This window comes from Pseudoxanthomonas helianthi (assembly GCF_017939625.1).
GTDB lineage: Bacteria > Pseudomonadota > Gammaproteobacteria > Xanthomonadales > Xanthomonadaceae > Pseudoxanthomonas_A > Pseudoxanthomonas_A helianthi.
The window spans coordinates 836,528-861,739 of the sequence record NZ_JAGKTC010000001.1 but is presented as its reverse complement, the minus strand read 5'-3'; the positions used below and the strand labels follow the sequence as shown (position 1 = coordinate 861,739).

Here is a 25,212-nt window from a genome sequence, read left to right as displayed (position 1 = left end):
GCCCCGCTTTCCGGAAACAGCAGCGGGGCGAGCCCCGCTCTACGGGAACAAGAAATGGCTGGCGGCAGAGAAATCAAAACCAAGATCAAGAGCGTGCAGAACACCCGCAAGGTGACCCGCGCGCTGGAAATGGTCTCGGCTTCGAAGATCCGCAAGGCGCAGGACCGGATGAAGGCCTCGCGCCCGTACGCGCGCGCGATGAAGCAGGTGATCGGCCACCTGGCCCAGGCCAATTCCGAGTATCGCCATCCGTACCTGGTCGAGCGCGAAGAGATCAAACGCGTCGGCTACATCATCGTGTCGTCCGATCGCGGCCTCGCCGGCGGCCTGAACAACAACCTGTTCCGCAAGGTGCTCGGCGACGTGCGCCAGTGGCAGGACAAGGGTGCGGGCGTCGACGTGGTCACCATCGGCCAGAAGGCTTCGACCTTCTTCCGCCGGATCAGGGTCGACATGCTGGCCAGCGTCACCCACCTGGGCGACCAGCCGCACGTCGACCAGCTGGTCGGCGTGATCAAGGTGATGCTGGATGCGTACGAAAGCGGCAAGGTCGACCGCGTGTACCTGGTGTACAACGATTTCGTCAACACCATGACCCAGCGCGCGGCGTTCGACCAGCTGCTGCCGCTGCCGCCGCACAACCACCTCGACACCAAGCACGACTGGGACTACATCTACGAACCCGATGCGCAGACCGTGCTGGAGCACGTGCTGACCCGCTACATCGAGTCGCTGGTGTACCAGGCGGTGCTGGAGAACGTGGCTTCGGAACACGCGGCGCGCATGGTGGCGATGAAGGCCGCCAGCGACAACGCCAGCAAACTGATCGACACGCTGAACCTGGTCTACAACAAGGCCCGCCAGGCGGCGATCACGCAAGAGATTTCGGAAATCGTCGGCGGCGCGGCAGCGGTCTGACGCGCACGGTCAACAGAATTCATCTAGAGGAATGCAGCAATGAGTCAGGGCAAGATCGTTCAGATCATCGGCGCCGTCGTCGACGTCGAATTCCCGCGCAACGAAGTGCCGAAGGTGTACGACGCGCTGAAGGTGCAGGGCACCGCTATCACCCTGGAAGTGCAGCAGCAGCTCGGTGACGGCGTCGTGCGCACCATCGCGCTCGGTTCCACCGACGGCCTGAAGCGCAACCTGGTGGCCGACAACACCGGCAAGGCGATCTCGGTGCCGGTCGGCACCGGCACGCTGGGCCGCATCCTCGACGTGCTCGGCAACGCCATCGACGAAGCCGGCCCGGTCAAGGCTTCCGACCATTGGGAAATCCACCGCAGCGCGCCTTCGTACGCCGACCAGTCCTCGGCCACCGAGCTGCTGGAAACCGGCATCAAGGTCATCGACCTGATCTGCCCGTTCGCCAAGGGCGGCAAGGTCGGCCTGTTCGGCGGCGCCGGCGTCGGCAAGACCGTCAACATGATGGAACTGATCAACAACATCGCCAAGGCGCACAGCGGCCTGTCGGTGTTCGCCGGCGTGGGCGAGCGTACCCGCGAAGGCAACGACTTCTACCACGAGATGATCGAGTCCGGCGTCGTCAACGAAGAGAAGCCGGAAGAGTCGAAGGTGGCGATGGTCTACGGCCAGATGAACGAGCCGCCGGGCAACCGCCTGCGCGTCGCGCTGACCGGCCTGACCCTGGCCGAGTACTTCCGCGACGAGAAGGACGCTTCGGGCAAGGGCCGCGACGTGCTGCTGTTCGTCGACAACATCTACCGCTACACCCTGGCCGGCACCGAAGTGTCGGCGCTGCTGGGCCGCATGCCGTCGGCGGTGGGTTACCAGCCGACCCTGGCCGAGGAAATGGGCGTGCTGCAGGAACGCATTACCTCGACCAAGACCGGTTCGATCACCTCGATCCAGGCCGTGTACGTGCCCGCGGACGACCTGACCGACCCGTCGCCGGCGACCACCTTCGCCCACCTGGATTCCACGGTGACGCTGAGCCGCAACATCGCCGCGCTGGGCATCTACCCGGCGGTCGATCCGCTGGACTCGACCAGCCGCCAGATGGACCCGAACGTCGTCGGCCACGAGCACTACGACACCGCGCAGCGCGTCCAGCAGACCTTGCAGAAGTACAAGGAATTGAAGGACATCATCGCGATCCTGGGCATGGACGAACTGTCGGAAGAAGACAAGCAGGCCGTGTCGCGCGCGCGCAAGATCGAGCGCTTCTTCAGCCAGCCGTTCCACGTGGCCGAAGTGTTCACCGGCTCGCCGGGCAAGTACGTGTCGCTGAAGGACACCATCCGCGGCTTCAAGGGCATCGTCGACGGCGAATACGACCACCTGCCGGAGCAGGCCTTCTACATGGTCGGCACCATCGAGGAAGCCGTCGAGAAGGCGAAGAAGCTGGCCGAGAAGGCGTAATAGCGGTAGGGCGGGTCATGACCCGCCGCAGGTTCACGCATGGCGGGTCATGACCCGCCCTACGCAGGAATGAATCAAGACATGGCATCCACCATCCGTTGCGACATCGTCAGCGCCGAACAGGAAATCTTCCATGGCGAAGCGACCCTGATCGTCGCCACAGGCGAAATGGGCGAACTCGGCATCGCGCCGAAGCACGCCCCGCTGATCACCCGCCTGAAGCCGGGCAAGGTGGTGGTGACCACGCCTGCCGGCGAACACCTCGACTTCGCCATTTCCGGCGGCATTCTCGAAGTGCAGCCGCAGCTGGTCACCGTGCTGGCCGACACCGCCGTGCGTGCACAGGACATCGATGAAGCCGCCGTGCGCGCCGCGAAGGAAGAAGCCGAGCGCATCCTCGCCGGCCGCGGCGAAGCGATGGAAGTCGCCGAAGCCCAGGCCAAGCTGGTCGAGGCCACCGTGCAGTTGCAGGCGCTGGAACGCCTGCGCAAGACGCTCAAGCACTGATGTATCCGGCCATGCGCACTTCCCGAGTGCGCAAAGCCCCCTGAAAACGCCGGCCTCTGTGTCGGCGTTTTTCTTTGCGCCGGGCTTCCGAAAGCCCGTATTTGCGCAAATTCACACTTTGCGCGTTCGTCAAACATGTCATTGAAATTACGGGTGTTTCAGCAAGCAGTTGATTTAACTGAACTCTAGCCAACAGTTGGTCCATTGGTTGGACCATTGCTGCACCGCAGAATGCAAATCCCTAATGACTGGTGCCGAAATGAGCACCGGAACCGGCGGTCCGGGGCCCTGGATTTAGAACGTTCCAAATCCAGAGTTGGATCGAACCAATACGCCGTCGGCAACCGCACACCGCCCGTCAACCGCTTTGGGGAATTCCATTATGTCCACGTCCACCCGACTGCAATACAGCCCCCTCGCCGCCGCGCTGTTCCTGGCGATGGCGGCCGCCCTGCCCGCCGCCGCGCAGGACGCGCCAGCGCAAGGTCCGAACCAGAACGAAGAATCGGCGAAAGGGGAAGCCAAGACCCTCGACACGGTCGCCGTCACCGGCTCGCGCATCAAGCGCGCCCAAGTCGAGGGACCGGCGCCGGTCACCGTGATCACCGCCGACCAGATCAAGAAGGAAGGCTTCGCCACCGCCTATGACGCGTTGGCCTCGCTGACCGAGTTCACTGGCCAGGTACAGGGCCAGGAAGGTTGGGGCTCCGCCAGCAACTCCCATCCGCTGAACCTGCGCGGCATGGGCCCGGGTCGCAGCCTGCTGCTGATCGACGGCCATCGCGCCCCGGACTATCCGGGCCAGACCGGCCCCATCTGGGACGTCAAGAGCTTCCAGAGTTACAACAACATTCCCGCCGCCGCCATCGAACGCATCGAAATCCTGGCCAGCGGCGCGTCGGCCATCTACGGTTCCGACGCCGTGGCTGGCGTGGTCAACGTGGTGTTGAAGAAAAACTTCGAGGGCAACGAAATCCGCCTGAAGGGCGGTGCGTCCACCCGCGGCGGCCGTAGCCTGTTCGACTTCTCGTATACCGGGGGCGCCAGCGGCGACAAGTGGAACCTGGTGTATGCGCTGCAGTTCGTGAAGCGCGACCCGCTGTTCGCCGGCGAACGCGATTTCACCAACAGCCCGAACGATGCGAATATCCAGGCATGGAGCGCGGAACAGCTCGCCCGCGGCAATCGCTACAACACCTCCTACGACATCGCGCGCATCAGCCGTACCGACACCGGCCAGCGCATCTCGCCGGCGGGCCTGGACTGTTCGGTCTACGGCACCGGCAGCACGTTGGAAGACTATCGCCAGTGGAACGGCTCGACGCTGGGCCCGGCCATGGGCAAATACTGCTCGCAGGGCGACTTCTTCAACAACTGGACCATCCTCAACGGCGAAAACAACAAGTCCCTGTACGTGCGCGGCAGCTACGACTTCACCGACAAACTGCAGGGCTACGCCACCGTATCGGCGAATGCGAACACCATCACCAATAGTGTGGGCGACTTCGCCCTGGGCTATTGGCCCGGCGTGACCTGGTATGACGCCGGCATCGGCGCGGTGGTGGAAGGCAAGCGCTTCTTCACCCGCAGGGAGATCGGAGACGCGCTGACCCGCAACAAGGAGCGCGCTTACGACGTGACCCTGGGCCTGCAGGGCACGCTGGGTCGTTTCGACTGGGATGCTGCGTACAACCACTCCGAATTCAAGCTGGACAAGTACTACCCGGCGGTAGTGCATGCCCGCATGAACGAGTACTACCTGGGGCCGCAACTGGGCGTGGATGCCGCCAGCGGCCAGCCGATCCACCGGGTAGATCTCAACAAGTTCTTCGCCCCGATCAATCAGGACATCTGGAAGCAGATTTCCACCACCGGCCACGACCACAACCTCACCAAGGCGGACCAGTTCCAGTTCACGTTCTCCGGCGACCTGTTCGAAGGCTGGGCCGGCCCGATCGGTTTCGCCGCGACGGCCGAAGCCGCGAAGCAGAGTTTCCGCCTGACCCCCGACCCGAACACCTACGTGGTCGGCAGCGGCGTCTTCAGCGGCGCCACCGGCAACGTGTGGAACACGCCGTACAAGGCCCCGCATTACGGTTATCTGCTCGGCGATGGTTCGCGCAATCGCTGGGCCGTGGGCACCGAGTTCCGCGTGCCGTTGTGGTCGCAAGCCACCGCCACGCTGGCCGCGCGCTACGACGACTACAGCCAGACCGTCAGCAAGGCCAAGACCACCTACATGGCCGGCCTGGAATGGCGTCCGACCGACAATCTGCTGCTGCGCGGCAGCTATGCCACCAGCTTCCGCGCACCGGAAATGTACCAGGTGTATTCGAAGGGCAGCGAAGGCCTGGCGCAGCGCGTCGATGCGCTGCGCTGCATCCAGAACGGCGACTTCAACCCCGAGCCGGGTTGCATCGCGGTCAACGGCGACAACGAAGACCCGGCCGTCAGCAACTGGTACGACATCATGATCAAGAGCCAGGGCTCGCCCTTGCTCGAGTACGAAGAAGGCGAATCCTTCACCTACGGGTTCGTCTGGGACGTCATGGACAACTGGTCGCTCAGCGCCGACTACTGGAACATCGAGCTGAAGAACGCCATCAGCACCGTTGGCGAAGACGAAGTGATCGCCGCCGAAGCCGGCTGCATCACCGGCAAGACCGTCGACAACACGACCTACCTGAACCCGAACACCGGTTCCGCACCGGACGGCGATTACTGCGCCAGCATGATCGCGCGCGTGCATCGCAACGGCCCGAACAATGCCATCACCATGGTGGAAGTCGGCCCGTTCAACAAGGCCGGCATGCGTCGTGAAGGCATCGACGTGTCTACCCGCTATCGCTGGGAAACCGACCTCGGCAACTTCACCTTCGCGTTCAACTACACCAACCTGCTGAAGGCCTCCGAACGCGCTTCGGAGGCCAGCGCGTGGTCGGATGGAAAGGACGGTGCGCACCATGGCAGCGACCTGCACACCAAGACCCGTGCCAGCATCGCTTGGGACAAGGACAAGTGGAACGCCATGCTGTTCGCGACCCGCTTGCCGCAGCGCCGCAGCGGCAACTTCGATCGCAACGGCTACCTGCCGGCGCAGGTGGTCGCCAACCTGACTGCGGGCTATCAGATCACCGACAACATGGGCGTCAACTTTGCCGTCAGCAACCTGACGGACAAGGTCTACAACGATCCGGCCGCGGGGGACTACGTGTACTACCGTGGGAACCCGACCGGCCGCGAAGTGTCGCTGGAGTACGTGTACAAGTTCGATTGATGTTGGACGCGGTGGCCACTTCCCTGGAGTGGCCACCGTTTTTTACGGGACCCGGTCTGCCTGGGTCCCTGCGGTTGCAAGTCCGGAAACTCCTGCTGTCCGTTTCGTCATCTGCCCGGGTGCATTTGCGCGTCCGGCCTTTCCATGTACGAAGTCTGCCTGGAGTAACAAGAAAATGACTTTCTCTCCGCCATCGCGGTCGATCTGCCGCGCATTCCTCTTCGCCCTTGTCGCATGCTGCGCCTTGCCCGCAGCGGCCACCAACTTCGCTCTCAACAAGTCCGCGACCGGTTCAACGGCCTGCGCAAGTTCCGAAGGGCCGGATAAAGCCGTCAACGGCAGCGTTTCCGGCGGCAACAGCGATAAGTTCTGCACGAATGCAGCGACGAAATACCTGCGGGTCGATCTGGGTGCGTCGCAGACGTTCTCGCACTTCGTGGTCAAGCACGCCGGCGCCGGCGGCGAACCCGCAAGCTTCAACACCAGGGACTACAACATCCAGGTGTCCAGCACTGGCAAGAGCAACTCATGGACCACCGTGGCCACGGTCAACGGCAACTCCGCCAACGTCACCACCACCAGCATCTCGGCGGTGACCGCGCGTTACGTGCGGCTGAACGTCACCGCCCCCGAGCAGGGCACGGGGGCGGTCGCGCGCATCTACGAATTCGAGGTGTACGACGTACTGCCGCCGCCCCCAGCCCCGGAAACGATCGTGCAGGTGTTCGACCAGATCCCGCAGTTCGGTATCTACCGCAGTACCGACCCAAGTTGGTACACGCCGCCGTCCGGCGTGCTGATGTGGAACCACGGCACCGAGTTCGCGCGCAAGCTCTCGGCAACGGAGAAGGCCCAGCTGGGCGCCGACCTCGCCCTGCGCATCACCTACCACGGCCAGTGCGACGAATACGACCGCTTCGCTTCGGTGTTCTTCATCAGCACCCAGCTCGGACTGACGCCGTCGGTCACCACACCGCGCGTGACCCTGGTGGACTTCATCTCGCCCTTCAGCAATGCGTGGCAGGGCAGCTATTCGACGCGTGTGTACCCCAACGCGCCGATCTGGCCATATCTGGACGCCATGAACGACCCCAACCGGGATATCTGGGTGGGCATCAGCGGCGGCTCCAACCCGCAGTACGGCAGCGACGCGTGCCAGCAACGCGGGATCACCGACCCGACCATCGCCGAAGTCGGCTTCAAATACTCGCTGTCGCTGGTGTCGACGCAAGCGGCGGGCACCGCGGGCGATCGTGACGTGATCAGCCTGCTGTCGCGTTCAGAAGAGAAGGACGACAACATCACGACCGCGCCGGCCAACACCACGTCCCAGCTCAACCTGGCGACGCTTGCGATCAACATCGCCGGTTATGGCCCCGACAGCGGTGGCCAGGAATACGCCAAGGCGAACATCACGATCTATCGCAACGGCGTCTCGCTGGCGATGTTCAACACCGGCGTCGACTGCTCTTCGCTGGCGGTCTACAGCCCGCGCGGCAATCCGGGCATCTTCCAGAACAACCTGACCACCAATCCGCGCAGCTGGTGCCCGGGCGGCGTGATCCAGACCCGCTACTACGATCTCGGCGCGGTGAACGGAACCGCTCAGAACATTTCGGTCAGAGTCGGTAACCCGTCGCCGTGGACGGCGCAATCCTTGTACCGGACCAGCTTGAGCATTCTGGAACACTGATCCGGGGGCGACGTGTCGAGGAAGGCCCCTCTGCGGGGGCCTTTCCTTTGTAACGGCATGCGTGGTCCAGCGCCCGGAACGGACGATTCCGACGTCGTCATGAGCTGGCGACCAACTTTTCTGCGCGCAGCTCGCGGGCTTCTGACGATGGAAGGCGCCACCAGGCCCCGTGTTCACTATTGTGAAAGTCCAATCAAACTTGCGCAATTCTGCGTTCCGCTGCCGGAGCGAAATTGTCATCAAAATTACAAGAACTTCGGCAAGCGGTTGATTTAACTTGACTTTAACGAACGTCTGGTCCATTGGCTGGACCATTGCTGCGCTGCAGAATGCAAATGCCCCCTGAGTGATGCCGAAATTGACGCCGGAACCGGCGATTCGGGTCCTGGGTTTAGAACGTTCCAAACTCGGGATTTAGATCGAAACAATATCGCCGGCGACCGCCCGCATCGTCATCGTCCTTGGGAATTCGTCATGTCCACGTCCACCCGACTGCAATACAGCCCCCTCGCCGCCGCATTGTTCCTGGCGATGGCGGCCGCCATGCCCGCCGCCGCGCAGGACGCGCCAGCGCAAGATCCGAACCAGCAGAAAACCGAATCCGCCAAGAGCGAGGCCAAGACCCTCGACACGGTCGCCGTGACCGGTTCGCGCATCAAGCGCTCCGAGATCGAGGGCCCGGCACCGGTTACCGTCATCACCGGCGAGCAGATGAAGAAGGAGGGCTTCGCCACCGTCTACGACGCGTTGCAGACGATCACCGAAGCGATCGGCAACGTCGAGCAGGACTACAACTGGGGCCAGTCCTCGGTCAACGCCAGCCCGCTCAACCTGCGCAACCTCGGTCCCGGCCGCAGCCTGCTGCTGATCAACGGACATCGCGTCGCCGACTATCCGATGCCCTACCAGGGCAAGAGCAACTTCGCCAACTTCAACAACATTCCGTCCGGCATCGTCGAGCGCATCGAAGTGCTGTCGGGCAGCGCCTCGGCCATTTACGGTTCCGACGCGATGGGCGGCGTGGTCAACGTGATCCTCAAGGAAAGCGCCGACGAGCACCAGTTGCGGATCCGGCTGGGCGACGCGACCCGCGGCGGACGCAAGACCGCCGATGTGGTGCTGTCGGGCGGCTTCTCCGGCGACAAGTGGAACCTGGTCTACAACCTGCAGCATTTCGATCGCGGCGAGCTGCTGGCCGGCGACCGTCCGTTCATGGACAGCGAAGACGACAAGCCGTACCTGCGGTGGGGACCGGGCGAGCGCCACTTCGGCATCGCCAGCCTGACGCCGTATACCGGTATCCGCCTGACCGACCTGGACAATATCGGACCGACCGGCCGTACCAACATCGGAATGCCTGCAGGCGCGTGCAGTCAGTACGGCAATCTGTACTACGCGGCCGAACGCCTGGGTTACGACCGCAACACCAACACCGAATACCACGACGGCCAGTATTGCGCGCAGCGCGTCTTCCAGAACTGGGCCCTGCGCACCGGTAGCCAGGACGACTCGCTGTACCTGCACGGCACCTACGATTTCAGCGACAGCCTGCAAGGCTGGGCCAACCTGGGCGTGTGGAAATCGACCGGCCGTTTCAACAGCTTCCTCGATGCGTTCGGTAGCGGGGCCTACTGGGATCCGCGCGCCAATGGCGGCGCCGGCGGCTCGCGCGAGATGGTGAAATGGTTCTCGCCGCAGGAATTCGGCGGACGCAACAAGATCCTGACCTTGTCGGACGAGCTGGCCCTGGACTTCAGCGCAGGCGTGAAGGGCACTCTCGCCGACCGCTTCGATTGGGAAGCGTCGGTGGGTCGCGCAACTTATGAAGTGAAGGAGTCGTTCCCGGTGTACAACCAGGGCGACATGTTCGATTACTTCATGGGCGCGCAGCAGGGTACGCAAGCGAATGTGCGTAATCCCGCCGTCAAACTCGGGGAGGAGGGCGATTACCGCGATTTGCCGATCTATTCGCCCGACTACAACAAGCTGTGGAACCCGATCTCGCCCGGCGACTTCGCCACGTTCACCGATCGTGGCGAGAAGAAGGCGCGTTCGTGGCTGACCCAGGCGCAATTCACGATCAGCGGCGACCTGTTCGAAGGTTGGGCCGGCCCGATCGGCTTCGCCGGCGTGCTGGAAGCCGGCAAGCAGGGCTACAAGCTCACTCCGGAACCGAAGACCCTGAACTGCGACGCCGACTGCTGGTACACGCCGTTCGGCAACATCGAACAGGGCGGCGGCGAACGCAACCGTTATGCCGCGGGCGTCGAATTCCGCGTTCCGTTGCTGGAGACGCTGACCGCCAATATCGCCGGCCGCTACGACAAGTACGACGCGGTGCGCAGTGGCGCGAAGTTCACTTACCAGACCGGCCTCGAATGGCGCCCGTTCGACACCCTGCTGGTCCGCGGCAGTTACGGCACCTCGTTCCGTGCGCCGGACATGCACTTCGTCTATGCCAAGGCCAGTTCGGGCATTTCCGACTTCACCGACTATGTCGCCTGCGCAAAGGATCCCGCGCACCCGGCCGGCCAGTGCCCGCGCGACAGCTACAAGATCGAAGACGCCGTGGTCAACCGCGGTGGTACGCCGGACTTGAAGTACGAAGAAGGCAAGTCGTGGACCGCCGGTTTCGTCTGGGACGCCTTCACCAATTTCTCGGTGACCGCGGACTACTGGAGCGTGCAGATCGACAACATCATCGACACCATCGACGTCGACGAGTTGCTGAAGACCGAGGCCTACTGCACCCAGAACGGCTTCACGCCGGACGGCGCGCCGTTGGCGGTGCCGCCGACCGCGGAATGGTGTGCGGAAGCGACGAGCCGCATCCATCGCAACGGGCCTGCAAACGTGGCGGGTAATGTCACCGTTGACATCAATCCGATCAATCGCGCGGAAACCCAGGTCGAAGGCTTCGACGTCTCGGCACGCTACCGCTTGCCGGATACCCGCATCGGCGATTGGAGCTTCGGTCTGAACTACACCGACATGCTGACCTACAAGTCGCGCCGCACGGTGACCGAGCCGCTGGAAAACACCCGCAAGGACCAGAACCCTCGTACCAAGCTCACCTTGAGCGCCAACTGGACGTGGGAGAAGTGGAACGCGACGCTTCTGATGTACCAGAAGTCCGGCGGCCGCATCAACAACTGGGGTGGCTGCATGCCGCTGGCCGATGGCAACACCGACCTGAGCTATATCGACAACGATACCTGCCAGGACACGAGGGCGGGCAGCCCGACCTTCGGCCAGACCTCGTCGCGGGTCTATGCTCATCGCGAACCGCGTCGCTACTTCAACGGCAGCGTCGGCTACCAGTTCACCGACGATCTGAAGGTCAACTTCTACGTCTCCAACATCTTCGACAAGATCTACGGAGACAAGTGGTGCGGTGATTTCGCGTACTGCATCGACGATCCGGTCGGTCGCGAAGTCGCGCTGGAGCTGGTTGCGAAGTTCAAGTAATCGGCAACGTCTCGGCAACAAGTCCACGGCCCCCTTCCGCAGATGCGGAAGGGGGCCCGGATCGGGATCGAAAAATCCTTCCCCAATCAAATTGGTAGAGGAATGGTCTTCGGTTGTCGGCAGGATTCGCCAGCCTATGCGATGGAGCCTGCCCGGAGTTTGCGCAAGTTGTTCTCCCGCGCACCAAGCCATCCCGCGATCTCGGCGCTTCGCCGCGAAGCAATTCTCTGATTCCACAACGACTTAATCGCAATCGGCGCGTCGTAGTCGCGAATTGCTGCGGCGCAGGATGCATTCCCTCCGCAAATGATGTCGAAATAACATTTGGCGGGGTTGTCAGGCTTTGAAAATTGGAACGTTCTAAATCCGGAATTTGAACGTTCAAATGATGCGGTCACAGGGCTCGCAAGAAAGGAAAACACGCATGAAGGTAAGGGTCCAGCACAGGGTCAAGTTCGGCATGCCAGGTACGGTACGTCGCATGGCGGGGCTGATCGGTCTGCTGGCCGCGATGGCGTGTCCGGCGCAAGCCGGCGACCTGGCGGCCGAGGTCAATACCTTCATCGGCACTCAGGACGAAGGCAACACCTATCCCGGTGCATCGGCACCCTTCGGCTTGATCCAGGTCGGGCCGATCACCGATCACTACGCCGGCTATCGCTATACCGACGCGAAGATCCGCGGCTTCGGCCATTCCTTCGTTTCCGGCGCGGGTTGCTGGGAGCAGGGTGGCGACGTGTCGGTGTTGCCGGTGACCGGCAGCATCGGGCCGGGCGGCGCGTTCGACACCAGCAAGAAGGCCGAGTCGTTCGATTACAAGAAATACGCATCCGCCTACACCCATGAAGGCGAAATCGGCCGGGCCGGCTACTACAAGGTGCGGCTGACCGACTACGGCGGCATCGACGCGGAAACCACCGCGCTGACCCGTGCCGGCGCCGAGCGCTACACCTTCGCGGCGGACCAGAAGACCGGGCACATCCTGGTCAATCCGGGCCAGGCCAACGAGAAGCACGAAGTCGTCGGCAGCGTGATCGACGTGGTCGGCGACCGCGTGGTCGAAGGCAAGCTGGTCACCAAGAGTTTCTGCGGCGGGCATCAGTACACCACCTGGTTCCGCATCGAGTTCGATCGCCCGTTCAAGGCCTTCGGCACCTGGGACAAGGAAGGTGCGGTTCCAGGTTCGCGCCACAGCATGGGCGAACAGTGGCAGGTGGCCAACGGCGCGTGGCTGAGCTTCGACCTGGGCAAGTCGCGCAGCGTGACCGCGGTTTCCGCGATCTCGCACGTCGATGCGGAAGGCGCGCGCAAGAACCTGACCGCCGACGGCAAGCGCAACGGCAAGCTGGTCGCGTTCGACGCGATGCGCCAGCAGGCGCAGGACGCGTGGCGCAAGGAGCTGTCGGGCGTGCGCGTGCAGGGCGGCAGCGCCGACGATCGCTCCGTGTTCTATACCGCGCTGTACCACGCGCTGCTGCAGCCGATGACCGGCAGCGATGCCGACGGCCGCTATCGCGGCTACGACGACAAGATCCACGTCGCCGACGGCTGGACCTATTACGAGTATTTCTCGCTCTGGGACACCTACCGTTCGCAGAACCAGTTGCTGGCCCTGCTGCGACCGCAGCGTGCGCGCGACATCGCGCGTTCGGTGCTGGCGATCCAGGAGCAGGGCGGCTGGCTGCCGCGCTGGGGCTATGCGAATTTCGACACCAACATCATGACCGGCGATCCGGTGACGCCGTGGCTGGTGGACCTGTGGCGCTTCGGCGCGCTGCAGGGACGCGAGCAGCAGGCGTGGGCGGCGCTGTGGCAGAACGCCTCGGGCCGTCCGCCGATGGGTTCGCGCGCGCAGGGCCGCGCCGGCAACGACAGCTACCTCGCCAACGGCTATGTCGAATACGACCGTGCGTACCCGTCGAAGGGCATGGATGTCGACCAGCACCACGGCGGGTCGGCGACGCTCGAATACGCACTGGGCGATTGCGCGCTGGCGCAGATGGCCACGGCATTGGGGCACGAGAAGGAAGCGGCGTTGCTGCATCAGCGCGGCCGCAACTGGCGCAAGGTCTGGGATGCGGATACGGTAGATGCGGAGCTCGGTTTCAAGGGTTTCCCGCGTCCGCGCATCGAAGGCGGCGCGTTCTACTCGCCTCCGCAGGGCGGCTACAGCCCGCGCTCCAATCACGGTTTCCACGAAGGCACCGCGTGGCAGTACCAGTGGCTGACCCAGCAGGACGTGCCCGGTTTCGTCGAAGCGGTCGGCGGCAAGGACAATGCGCTCAAGCGCCTCGACGCGTTCTTCGCCTACGACGATCTGGTCAAGGATCCGGCCAATGCCGCGCGCAAGGACTGGGTGGTCGGGCCATACAGCTACTACAACCAGTATCGCTACAACCCGAACAACGAACCCGACCTGCACGCGCCGTGGATGTACACGCTGCTCGGCCAGCCGTGGAAGACCGCGACCGTGCTGCGCGCGGCGCAGCGCCTGTTCACCAATGCGCCCAACGGCGTCACCGGCAACGATGATCTGGGCACGATGTCGGCGTGGTACCTGTTCAGCGCGGTCGGCCTGTACCCCGCGGTGCCGGGCTCGGGCCAGTTCCTGCTGCACACGCCGCGCTTCGAACGCGTCGAACTCGACCTGGGCAACGGCAAGACCCTGCGGCTCGAGGCCCCCGGCGCCGATGGCGGCAAACTGCAGTATGTCCGGTCGGTGCAGTTCGACGGCGTCGATTACACTCCGGTCTGGCTGGACTGGTCGCGCCTGAGCCAGGGCGGCACGGTCCGCTTCGATCTTGGCGCGGAAGCGCCGACGACCGGTTGGGGTACCGCGCAGGCCGACTTGCCCGCGCCGCTGTGCGCGGCGCCGGGCGCGGGTGCGCGGTGATGCGGACGGACAGCGGCGCGAATCGACGGGGGTAATGCGGGCGTGGCGGAGAAAAAGGCACGAAACACGGCTTCCTCGGCCCGCCGCGCGGTGACGGTCAACGACATCGCGCGGGCCGCCGGCGTGTCGCGGGCCACCGTATCGCTGGTGTTGCGCGAAAGCCCGCTGGTCCATGCCGACACCCGCGCACGCGTGCAGGCCGAACTGGCCCGCCAGCGCTATGTGTACAACCGCGGCGCCGCCAACCTGCGCCGGCGCACTTCCTCCAGCGTCGCGCTGGTGATCAACGACCTGTCGAATCCGTTCTTCGCCGAATTCGCCGCCGGCGTCGACCAGACGCTCGCGGCCAAGGGTTACGTGACCCTGCTCGGCAGCGCCGGCGAATCGCCTGAACGCCAGCAGGCGGTGCTGGCTTCGCTGATGGAACACACGCCGGCCGGGCTGATCCTGTCGCCGGCCGAAGGCAGCGACGGCGAGAGCCTGCGCCAAGTGCTGGGCCACAGCAACGTGCTGCTGTTCAACCGCGCCGTGGCTGGCACCGATTGGGACTTCCTCGCGCTGGACAACCGCCACGGCGCCTACCTGGCGACTTGCCACGTGATCGGGCTGGGCCATCGGCGCATCGCTTTCTTCGGCGGCCACGCCGACTCCAGCTCGTGCCAGCAGCGACGCGAAGGCTTCGCCCAGGCGATGGCGGAGGCCGGGCTGGAAGTGCCGGAAGCTTCGCTGATCGAATCGGCGCCCAATCGCCTCGAAGCCGCCGCGCGCACCGCCGAGTTGTTTGCGGGTGACGCCGCGCCGACCGCCGCCGTCTGCTACAACGACAACGTCGCGCTGGGCCTGATGTTGGGCCTGGCGTCGCGCGGGATCCGCGCGGGCCGGGATTTCTCCATCACCGGCTTCGACGACATTTCCGAAGCGGCGGCGACCACGCCGGCGCTGACCACGATTGCGGTGAATCCGCGCGAACGCGGCCGCCAGGCCGCGGAGCTGTTGTTGCAACGCATCGACCATCCCGAAGCCGAACCCCGGCACACGGTGGCGACGGTGGAACTGCGCATCCGCGAAAGCTGCGGCGCGCCGAAAAGAACCTGACCGGCGCCCTGCGTCCGTCCTCCCGATGAGCGAACCGATGTCGAAAATTGTGTGTTTTGGCGAGGCTTTGATCGATCTACTCGCGCAACCGCCCGCCACCCCGGACGCGCCGCGCGCGTTCCTGCAATACGCGGGCGGCGCGCCGGCGAACGTCGCCGTGGCTGCGGCCAGGCTCGGCGCCGACACGCATTTCGCCGGCATGCTCGGCGAGGACATGTTCGGCGACTTCCTGTTCGACAGCTTCACCGCGATGGGCGTGGCCACCGATTGCATCGTGCGCACCGACGAAGCGAAGACCGCGCTGGCCTTCGTCGCGCTGGACGCGGACGGCGAACGCAGCTTCAGCTTCTATCGCCCGCCGGCGGCGGACCTGCTGTTCCGCGCCGAGCACTTCCATCCGGCCTGTTTCGATCGCGCCGGCGTGTTCCACGTCTGCTCGAACAGCCTGACCGACGAGGCGGTGGCCGAAGCCACGCTGCATGGCATGGCGCGCGCGCGTGAAGCCGGCGCCGTGGTCAGCCTGGACCTGAACCTGCGTCCCGCGCTGTGGCCGCACGGCGTCGATCCGTCGCCGCGCCTGTGGCAGGCGCTGGAACGGGCCGACCTGGTCAAGCTGTCGCGCGAGGAGCTTGAGTACCTTGCGGGTCCGCTGGGAGGCGAAGGCGAGGTGCTGTCGCGACTGTTCGCCGCGCAAGCGCAGTGCGTGGTGGTCACCGATGGTGCCGCGCCGGTGCGCTGGTTCACCCGCGAATCGAAGGGGCAGGTGACCGGTTTCCGCGTCGACGCGCTCGACACGACCGCCGCCGGCGACGCCTTCGTCGGCGGTTTGCTGGTGCGCCTGGGCGAACGCGGTGGCGATGGCCGCGGCTTCGCCGGATTCTGCCGCGACCGTGCCGCCATCGAGGATGCGATCCGTTTCGGCGCCGCGGTCGGCGCGCTCGCGGTGACCCGCAAGGGCGCGTTCGCCGCCATGCCCAACCACGACGAAGTGCAGCGACTGCTGCAGGAGCAAGCCCCCCATGCTGCCTGAGACCCCCACGCCCGATTTCCGTTCGCCGCATTTCCTGCGCGCGCACATCGCCGACACCATGGCGTTCTACCATCCGCACTGCATCGATCCGGCGGGCGGGTTCTTCCACTATTACAAGGACGACGGCACGGTCTACAACGCCAGCCATCGCCACCTGGTCAGCAGCACGCGCTTCGTCTTCAACTACGCGATGGCGTATCGCGAATTCGGCGATCCCGAATACCTGGAGGCGGTGAAGCACGGCCTGCGCTTCCTGCGCGAGAAGCATCGCAACGCGGCGAGCGGCGGCTATGCGTGGACGCTGCGCGACGGCCGCGTCGAGGACGACATGAACCATTGCTACGGCGTGGCCTTTGTCCTGCTGGCGTATTCGTGCGGGCTGAAGGCCGGCATCGAGGAATCGCGCGGCTGGATGGACGAGACCTGGCAGTTGCTGGAACGGCACTTCTGGGAAGCGGAGTTCGGCCTGTACAAGGACGAGGCCGACGCGCAGTGGAATTTCACCCGCTATCGCGGCCAGAACGCCAACATGCACATGTGCGAGGCGATGCTGGCCGCGTTCGAAGCCAGCGGCGAACGCCGCTACCTGGAGCGCGCGCTGACCCTCGCGGACAACATGACCCGCCGGCAGGCGGCGATGGCCAGCGGGCTGGTGTGGGAGCACTACGATCCGAGCTGGAACATCGACTGGAACTACCACCTGGACGATCCCAAGCATCTGTTCCGTCCGTGGGGTTTCCAGCCGGGCCACCAGACCGAATGGGCCAAGCTGCTGATGATCCTCGACCGCCACGTCGACGCCGACTGGCTGGTGCCGACGGCGCGCCATCTGTTCGATACCGCGGCGAAGCATTCGTGGGACGACAAGCGCGGCGGCCTGTACTACGGCTTCGCGCCGGAATCGCGACGCCAGCCCGACATGACCGGGGCGCCGATCGGCGATGGCATGTTCGTCTGCGACGACGACAAGTACTTCTGGGTGCAGGCCGAATCGCTGGCTGCTGCGGCGTTGCTGGCCGCGCGCACGGGCGACGCCGCTTACTGGGACTGGTACGACCGCTTGTGGGCGTATTCGTGGAAGCACATGGTCGACCACCGCTACGGCGCGTGGTACCGGATCCTCGATGCGGACAACCGCAAGTACGACGACGAGAAGAGTCCGGCCGGCAAGACCGATTACCACACCATGGGCGCCTGCCACGAAGTGTTGAATGTCGTGCGCAAGTGATGGATGCGGAGATGTGCGGAGTATCGAAGGACAGGAAAGAACGGGTCAGGGACCGATGTCGAAAGAAGCGTAGTCGGTTGCTTTTAATTTAGATCGTTCAAATATCGGAAAAATGCGGTATGGAGTGGGAAGTGGCGAGGCCGGGTGGTTGTATCGGCCATTGCATTTAGATCGTTTCAGCCATCAACGACGCAAGAATTCCTGGGAGGGAATGCAATGAAAAGAAACGCAAGATTGACCACGAAGCTGCTGGTCGTGGCGATGAGTTCGGCGCTGTACGGCATGGCCGCCCAGGCACAGGCCCAGGACGCACCGCCCGCGCAACAGCCGACCGCGTCCCAAAGCGCCACCGACCTCGACAAGGTCACCGTCACCGGCTACCGCTATTCGATCGAGAAGAGCCTCGACCAGAAGCGCAACGCCAATGCGGTCGTCGAAGTCATCACCGCCGAAGACGTCGGCAAGTTCCCCGACAAGAACGTCGCCGATGCGTTGCAGCGCGTACCGGGCGTGCTGATCGACCGCGATGGCGGCGAAGGCAAGTACGTCAGCGTGCGCGGCCTGTCCTCGGAGCTGGTCCTGACCGAATTGAACGGCAACTACATCGCCACCGCCGAATCCAATGGCGATCCGGCCCGTTCGTTCAACTACACGCTGCTACCGGCGAACCTGCTGGGCAGCGCCGAGCTGTTCAAGACGCCGGAAGCGCGCATCGACGAAGGCGGCGTCGGCGGCACCGTGATCCTGCACACGCGCCGTCCGCTGGAACTGGAATCGAACACCGGTTTCGTCTCCGTCGAAGGCACCCGGTCCGACACCAGCAAGAAGAACGACGGCCAATTCTCCGGTTCGTATTCGTGGCACGACAAGGACAATCGCTTCGGCGTGTTCGTGGGCTACACCCAGCAGAAGCGCACCACGACTACCATGGGCGCCAGCACCGAGAGCTGGCAGTGGTATGGCCGCGACGAAGGCGGCACCGCTGTCGACGTCAACGGCCGGCCCTCCGACTTCAATTCGAATTGGTGGGGTGGCACGGGCTTCTGGGACCAGAACGGCCATTACTACACCGGCTTCATGATGCCGACCTCGGTCAACCTGAACGTCAAGGAAGAGGAACGCGAGCGCAAGGGTGGCCAGCTGACCTTGCAGTTCAAGCCAACCGACAATCTGACCCTGACCGCGAACTACTTCCGTTTCGACTTGTCGCAGAATTCGCAGACCCACACGATCAAGGTTCCGGAATGGAACATCGCCCGCTACTACGGCGATGGCAACTGGCCCGGCGGCCGACTGCTGGACGGCCTGCACTTCGATCCCAGCGGCACCATCGTCACCGGCGCGGACTACAGCCTGCATGCCGGCAAGGCCTACTACTGCAGTGAGGAAGAGGCCGCTGCCGCCGGCATGGCTCCGGGGGGATGGGGTTCGGACGACTGCACCGTGCCGACCCCGCAGATCACCGGCAGCTACAACATCGAGAAGTCGCGCTCGCAGACCGCCGACCTTGCGGTCGAGTGGCACGGCGAAGCACTGGACCTAGCCTTCAAGGGCGGCCGCACCTGGGCCAAGGGCGGCCCGTCGCTGCAATTCTCGGTGCCGCTGAAACCGCGCAAGCAGAATGCCGACGGCAGCTGGGTCAACGGCAACTTCGCCAGTGCGTGGGACCTGACCCGCACGCCGACGATGACGTTCTCGCCGGAACTGATGCAGAATCTGAAGAACGGCATCTTGCAGGTCGACACCGGTTCGACCGGCTCGTCCTGGACCCGCAACAACAACGAGCAGAAGTACGCCCAGATCGATGGCACCTGGCATACGGAAGGCGGTTTCCTGGAATCGTTGCAATTCGGCGTCAAGGCCCGTGACGGCAGCATCCACCGCAGCACAGGCAATACCTACTGGGTGTGCCCCGGCACCGATCCGAGCGACTACGAGAACCGTTATTGGAATGGTGGCTGCGCCGCCCTCGCCAGTCAGTTCTCGCCGGATTTCATTTACGCGTTGGGTGGTCTGGCCGGTGGCATCAGTGCTAGCGCATTCCCGGCGATCAATTACCCGGCCTATATCGCCTGGTTGAACAGTACGTTCGGCGACCAGCAGACCCGCGAGGAAGACAACTTCGTCTACAACGTCGAAGAGAAGATCGCCTCCGCTTACCTGCAGGCCAACTTCAGCACCGAACGCCTACGCGGCAACCTTGGCGTGCGCGTCGCCAGGACCAAGCAGCATGCCGATTCGACGGACAAGGTCACTTCTTACAATGACTACTTCTTCGACGACGCCAACGGCAATCCGCTGGCTTGCGTGTTCGGCAATTCCGGCCCGGTGCCCGCCGGGGCCCCCGCAGGCACCCAGTGCGGTAGCGAAGGCTACTGGAAGCTTTCGGACAGCGTGCAGCACCCCGAGTCGTTCACCGTTGCCGCGGTCGACCGCACCTACACCGATGTACTGCCAAGCTTCAACATTGCGTACGACCTGACCGACAACCTGGTGCTGCGTGGCGCCGCGTCGAAGGTGATTTCGCGTCCGAGCTACGGTGACATCGCCTCCCCTGGCAGCCTGAACTACTTCAGTCAGGAATATGTCGACGACCGTCGCCTGACCGGTGGCGCTGGTGAACTTGGCTGGTATGGTTCGGGTAGCAACAAGTATCTGGAACCGTTCAAGGCTGTCCAGGTCGACGTGGGCCTGGAGTGGTACTGGCAACCGGGTTCGGTGATTGGCGCCGGACTGTTTCGCAAGGACATCAAGAACTTCTCGGTGCCGGTGATCAACGATGTCACCATGGTCATCAACGGTGAAACCGTTACGGTGCAGAACTACGACACCCGTGCTGGCGGTCAGGATGCGGTTTCGCAGGGTATCGAACTGTATGCGCAGCACACCCTGGATTGGGGCTTGGGCTTCCAGTTCAACTACACCTACAACGATGCCAACAAGGCGAAGGTCGTTCTGGATGATGGCACCGTCATCGGCAAGAGCTCGATGCCCGGCACCGCCAAGAACCAGGTCAACTTGACCGTGTTCTACGAAACCGAGAAGCTGTTGCTACGCAGCTCGTTCAACCGTCGCGGTGAGGTGGTGCAGGGCCTGGTTAATGGCCTGAGCCTCTACGATCAGCCGTACTACCAGCTCGACGTGAATGCCGCGTACAACATCACTCCGGCGCTCAGCATCAGCGCCTCGGTGCTGAACCTGACCGAGGAAAAGACGCGTTCCCATCTCGGTAACGACACCGTGGACCGCTTCTACTCCAACGGCTACGCGGGTCGCGTTGCCTATCTTGGCCTGACCTACAAGTTCTGACCTGCAAGGTGCGGTATCCCCCTCGTGCCACGTGGCACGAGGGGTTTTTTGGGCGAAACTGCCCGCCTTCGCGGCCGCCGATGGCTCGGACGGCCGCGATCCTGTTTCTGCGACCATCCTTCGGTTGCCTGGCAAGAAGGGATCTGCAGTGACCTCTACCGACAAGCGGATCAAGAGCATCGTCGTCGTGGGCGGCGGCAGCGCCGGCTGGATGGCGGCGGCGGCGTTGGCCACGTACGTGGGGCAGGGCACGGACGTCCGCCTGGTCGAATCCGAGGAAATCGGCATCGTCGGCGTGGGCGAGTCCACCGTGCCGTACATGAAGACCTTCAATACCCAGGTGCTGGGCATCCGCGAAGCCGACTTCGTCGTGCAGACGCAGGGCACGTTCAAGCTCGGCATCCAGTTCAACGACTGGGGCCGCATCGGCGACAGCTATGTGCACGGCTTCGGCACGATCGGACGTTCGCTGGGCCCGCTTCCGTTCCACCAGTATTGGTTGAAGCTGTTCCTGGCCGGCCGCGCGCCGGAGATCGGCGCCTATTCGCTGCCCACTGCGGCTGCGCCGCTGGACAGGTTCATGGTCAGCCCGGCCGACGCGGCGCCGGGATCGCCGTTGGCGGACATCGCCTACGGCTACCAGTTCGATGCGGGGCTGTATGCGCGTTACCTGCGTGGCGTTGCCGAGCACAGGGGCGTGAAGCGCATCGAAGGCAAGATCGTCGACGTGGTCCAGCGCGGCGAGGACGGCTTCATCGAAGCGGTGGTGCTGGAAGGCGGCGAGCGCGTCGAAGGCGAGTTGTTCATCGACTGCTCGGGTTTCCGCGGCTTGCTGATCGAGCAAACCCTGAAGGCGGGGTACGAAGCCTGGAACCAGTGGCTGCCCTGCGACCGCGCAATGGTCGTGCCCAGTGCTAGCGCCGGGCCGCTGACCCCGTACACGCGCGTGACCGCGCAGGCGGCGGGCTGGCAATGGCGCATTCCGACGCAGCATCGCGTGGGCAACGGTTACGTGTATTCCAGCCAGCACATCAGCGACGACGAGGCTGCGGCGACCTTGCTCGCCAACCTCGACGGGCGCGCACTGGCCGAGCCCCGGCCGTTGCGCTTCACACCCGGCAGGCGCAGGAAGTTCTGGGAGAAGAACGTCGTTGCCGTGGGCCTGGCCGGCGGCTTCATGGAGCCGCTGGAATCGACCAGCATCTACCTGGCCCAATCGGGCATCCAGCGTCTGCTCGGCCTGTTTCCGGATCGCGATTTCGCCCCGATGCTGTCCGACCGCCTCAATCGCGAATCCGCTTTCGAACACGAGCGGGTCCGCGATTTCCTGGTCCTGCACTACAACGCGACCGAACGCGACGACACGGCGTTCTGGGACCAGTGCCGCACGATGTCGATCCCCGACACTCTGCGCGAGACCGTTGAGTTGTTCCGGCTGGACGGCCGCTACTTCCGCAACGCCGAGGACTTCTTCGCGTTGCCGAGCTGGGTCCAGGTGATGCTCGGCCAACGCATCATCCCCCGCGGTTACCATCCGATCGTGGATCAGATGCCCGAAGACAAGCTGGTGCAATTCGTCGAGCGCGCACGCCAGGCCGTGGCCAGCGGCGTGGCGGCGATGCCCTCGCACCAGGCCTTCATCGACCAAAACTGCAAGGCGCCCCAACCATGACCCGAACCTCTCCCCTCCGCGCTTCGTCGTTCCTGCGATTGTTGGCGGCCGTGGTGCTCGCCGCCGCCGCGCTGGCAGCGACCGCGAGTCCATACGACGCCCGCGAGGTGGGCGGCGAATGGCGGTTCCGCCTCGTCCCCGGCGACGCGCAGGCAGAAGCGCATCGCGACGCCGTGGACTGGCACGCGGCGACGGTACCCGGTTCCGTGCATACCGATCTGTTCGCCAACAAGCTGATCCCCGATCCCTATGTCGGCGCGCCGGAAGCCGGCCTGCAATGGATCGGGCTGGCCGACTGGGAATACGAAGGCCGCTTCGACGTCGATGCCGCCACGCTGCAGCGCAAGCACGCCGCCCTGGTGTTCGATGGCCTGGACACGTTTGCGACCGTCGAACTCAACGGTCGCAAGATCCTCGATGCCGACAATTACTTCCGCACCTGGCGCGTGCCGGTCGATGGCCTGCTGAAGGCGCAGGGCAACGAACTGCGCATCGTGTTCCGTTCCCCGATCCGCAAACTGCTGCCGCAGGTGCTGGCCATGCCGAACAGGATCGCCGGCAACTATCCGTCGCCCTACGGCGACGAGCCGAAGGACGCGATGACCGGCAACTTCGCGCGCAAGCCCGGTTACCACTATGGCTGGGACTGGGGTCCGCGTTACGTCACCGCCGGGATCTGGCGGTCGATCCGGGTGGAAAGCTGGAACGATACCCGCATCGCCGATTTCGTGGTGAGCACGAAGGCGCTGGATGAGAAACGAGCCGAGCTCGCGCTTGCGCTGTCGGTAGCCAGCGACGTTGCGCAGCATGCCGCAGTCGAAATCGACATCGTCGACCCCGACGGCAAGCGCGTGGACACGCTACGTCGCGACTTCGAGCTGAAGGCCGGCGACAACGAGTTGTCGTTGCAGGCCGGCATCGACCAGCCCCGTCGTTGGTGGCCGGTCGGTTATGGCGAACAGGCGCGCTATCGCTTCGCCGCCCGCGTCGTCGATGCGCGTGGGGAGACGTTGCGCACCGAGTTGAAGACCGGCCTGCGCACCGTCGAGCTGCGCCGCGACAAGGACGACGATGGCGGCCAGGGTTTCGCCTTCGTCATCAACGGCGTGCCGGTGTTCGCCAAGGGCGCCAACGTGATCCCGTTCGACGCCTTCCCGGCGCGTGTCACCCGCGAACGCCTGCGCCGCGACCTGCAGGCGGCGCGCGACGCCAACATGAACATGGTCCGCAACTGGGGCGGCGGCTATTACGAATCCGACGACTTCTTCGACCTGACCGACGAGCTGGGCCTGCTGGTGTGGCAGGACTTCATGTTCGGCGGCGGCATGCCGCCGGCCTACGATCCCGCATTCCGCGCCAACGTCGTTGCCGAGGCGCGCGACAACGTGCGCCGCCTGCGCCACTACGCCAGCATCGTGCTGTGGAACGGCAACAACGAGGAAGAAACCGCATGGAAGGACTGGGGCCACCGCAAGAAGCTGGTGGAAGCCGACCCCGTGTTCGCCGCGAAGGTCTGGCAAGGTTACGTCGATTTGTTCGGGCATGACCTGCGCCAGGTCGTGGCCGAGGAAGGCCTGGGCGTGCCGTACTGGTCCAGTTCGCCGAGCAACGACCTCGACGAGAAGGCCAACGATTCGAAGCGCGGCGACAAGCATTACTGGGACGTGTGGGGCGGCCCCGCGCATCCGCCGGTCGCCTATCTGGACGAAACGCCGCGCTTCATGTCCGAATTCGGCCTGCAGGCATGGCCGGCGCAGCCGACCGTCGATGCGTTCGCCAAGCGCGACGAGCAATCCGTCGATGGCCCGGTGATCCGCGCCCACCAGAAGTTCATGGCCGGCGAGGGCAACACGCGGTTGATGTTGTATGTCGAGCGGGAATACGGCAAGCCACGCGACTTCGCCGACTTCATCTACCTGAGCCAGGTGATGCAGGCCGACGGCATCGAACTGGCGGCGCTGCACCATCGCGCCTCGCGGCCGTACACCATGGGCTCGCTGTACTGGCAGCTCAACGACGTGTGGCCGGGCGCATCGTGGTCCAGCGTGGACTACTACGGCCGCTGGAAGGCGCTGCACTACCATGCTCGCCGCTTCTTCGCGCCGGTCGCGGTGGCCGCGTTGCGCAAGGACGGCACGACCACGGTGTCGCTGCTCAACGACCGCAACAAGACGCTGAAGGGCGAATTGCGCCTGCGCGTGTTCGACATGGACGGCAAGCTGCTGCACGAGGAGAAGCGCATGGACGAACTGCCGGCGCTGTCGTCGAAGGCCGTCGGCAAGTTCGTCGATGCCGACCTTCTGCATGGCGCCGACCCGAAGCGCAGCGTGGCGGTGTTCGAGCTGCACGTCGCCGGCGAACCCGTGTCGCGCGGCGTGGTGTATTTCGACGCGGCGAAGTCGCTGGCGCTGCCGGAGCCCGGCCTGCAGGCCAAAATCCAGAAGGCCGGGAACGGCTATCGCGTGACCGTTTCCGCGCGGAAGTTCGCGCGGGCGGTGTGGCTGGATTTCGGCGACGCCGAGGTGCAGTTGTCCGACAATGCCTTCGACCTGGTTCCCGGCGAACAGGTCGTGATCGCCCTGCGCAGCGACGCGAACCTGGAAGCCTTGCGCAAGGCCCTGCACGTGCGCTCGCTGGCCGACGCGCGCTGAACCC

At 64.4% G+C, this 25,212-nt stretch carries 12 protein-coding genes and 1 pseudogene; all 13 read left to right on the top strand.

Going from position 1 to position 25,212, the window contains the following annotated elements:
* Window positions 1–54: 54 nt before the first annotated feature.
* The gene (atpG, locus tag J5837_RS03855; protein ID WP_210535389.1) at window positions 55–918 is read left to right on the top strand and encodes a F0F1 ATP synthase subunit gamma; all 864 of its coding nucleotides are present in this window, start codon (window positions 55–57) and stop codon (window positions 916–918) included.
* Between the two features lie 39 nt (window positions 919–957).
* On the top strand, window positions 958–2,385 hold the full coding sequence (gene atpD, locus J5837_RS03850; RefSeq protein ID WP_210535388.1) for a F0F1 ATP synthase subunit beta: 1,428 nt from the start codon (window positions 958–960) through the stop codon (window positions 2,383–2,385).
* 81 nt (window positions 2,386–2,466) lie between these two features.
* Window positions 2,467–2,892, top strand: coding sequence for a F0F1 ATP synthase subunit epsilon (locus tag J5837_RS03845; protein ID WP_210535387.1), 426 nt, complete (start codon window positions 2,467–2,469; stop codon window positions 2,890–2,892).
* Between the two features lie 382 nt (window positions 2,893–3,274).
* Window positions 3,275–6,169: a TonB-dependent receptor plug domain-containing protein gene (locus J5837_RS03840; RefSeq protein WP_210535386.1), complete on the top strand. Its 2,895-nt coding sequence runs from the start codon at window positions 3,275–3,277 to the stop codon at window positions 6,167–6,169.
* A 244-nt stretch (window positions 6,170–6,413) separates the two neighbouring features.
* Window positions 6,414–7,862, top strand: a complete 1,449-nt coding sequence (locus J5837_RS03835; protein WP_210535385.1) for a discoidin domain-containing protein — start codon at window positions 6,414–6,416, stop codon at window positions 7,860–7,862.
* A 474-nt stretch (window positions 7,863–8,336) separates the two neighbouring features.
* Window positions 8,337–11,330 (top strand): TonB-dependent receptor plug domain-containing protein, encoded by a 2,994-nt coding sequence (locus tag J5837_RS03830; protein WP_210535384.1) that lies wholly within the window; start codon window positions 8,337–8,339, stop codon window positions 11,328–11,330.
* A 460-nt stretch (window positions 11,331–11,790) separates the two neighbouring features.
* Complete coding sequence (locus J5837_RS03825) at window positions 11,791–14,223, top strand: GH92 family glycosyl hydrolase (RefSeq protein ID WP_425504827.1); 2,433 nt, start codon at window positions 11,791–11,793, stop codon at window positions 14,221–14,223.
* A 42-nt stretch (window positions 14,224–14,265) separates the two neighbouring features.
* Window positions 14,266–15,318, top strand: a complete 1,053-nt coding sequence (locus J5837_RS03820; protein WP_342345500.1) for a LacI family DNA-binding transcriptional regulator — start codon at window positions 14,266–14,268, stop codon at window positions 15,316–15,318.
* Between the two features lie 25 nt (window positions 15,319–15,343).
* Window positions 15,344–16,348 (top strand): carbohydrate kinase family protein, encoded by a 1,005-nt coding sequence (locus J5837_RS03815; RefSeq protein WP_425504812.1) that lies wholly within the window; start codon window positions 15,344–15,346, stop codon window positions 16,346–16,348.
* Window positions 16,338–17,576 carry an AGE family epimerase/isomerase gene (locus J5837_RS03810; RefSeq protein WP_210535381.1) on the top strand — a complete coding sequence of 413 codons (1,239 nt, stop codon included), beginning with the start codon at window positions 16,338–16,340 and terminating at the stop codon, window positions 17,574–17,576. Before J5837_RS03815 ends, J5837_RS03810 begins: the two co-directional genes overlap by 11 nt.
* Before the next feature lie 294 nt (window positions 17,577–17,870).
* Window positions 17,871–20,885: pseudogene (locus J5837_RS03805) on the top strand (TonB-dependent receptor); the annotation flags it as partial.
* Between the two features lie 148 nt (window positions 20,886–21,033).
* Window positions 21,034–22,557 carry a tryptophan halogenase family protein gene (locus J5837_RS03800; protein ID WP_342345499.1) on the top strand — a complete coding sequence of 508 codons (1,524 nt, stop codon included), beginning with the start codon at window positions 21,034–21,036 and terminating at the stop codon, window positions 22,555–22,557.
* Entirely contained in the window at window positions 22,554–25,208 is a 2,655-nt protein-coding gene (locus tag J5837_RS03795; protein ID WP_210535379.1) for a beta-mannosidase, read from the top strand. The genes J5837_RS03800 and J5837_RS03795 overlap by 4 nt, the downstream gene beginning before the upstream one ends.
* The last annotated feature ends 4 nt before the right edge of the window (window positions 25,209–25,212 follow it).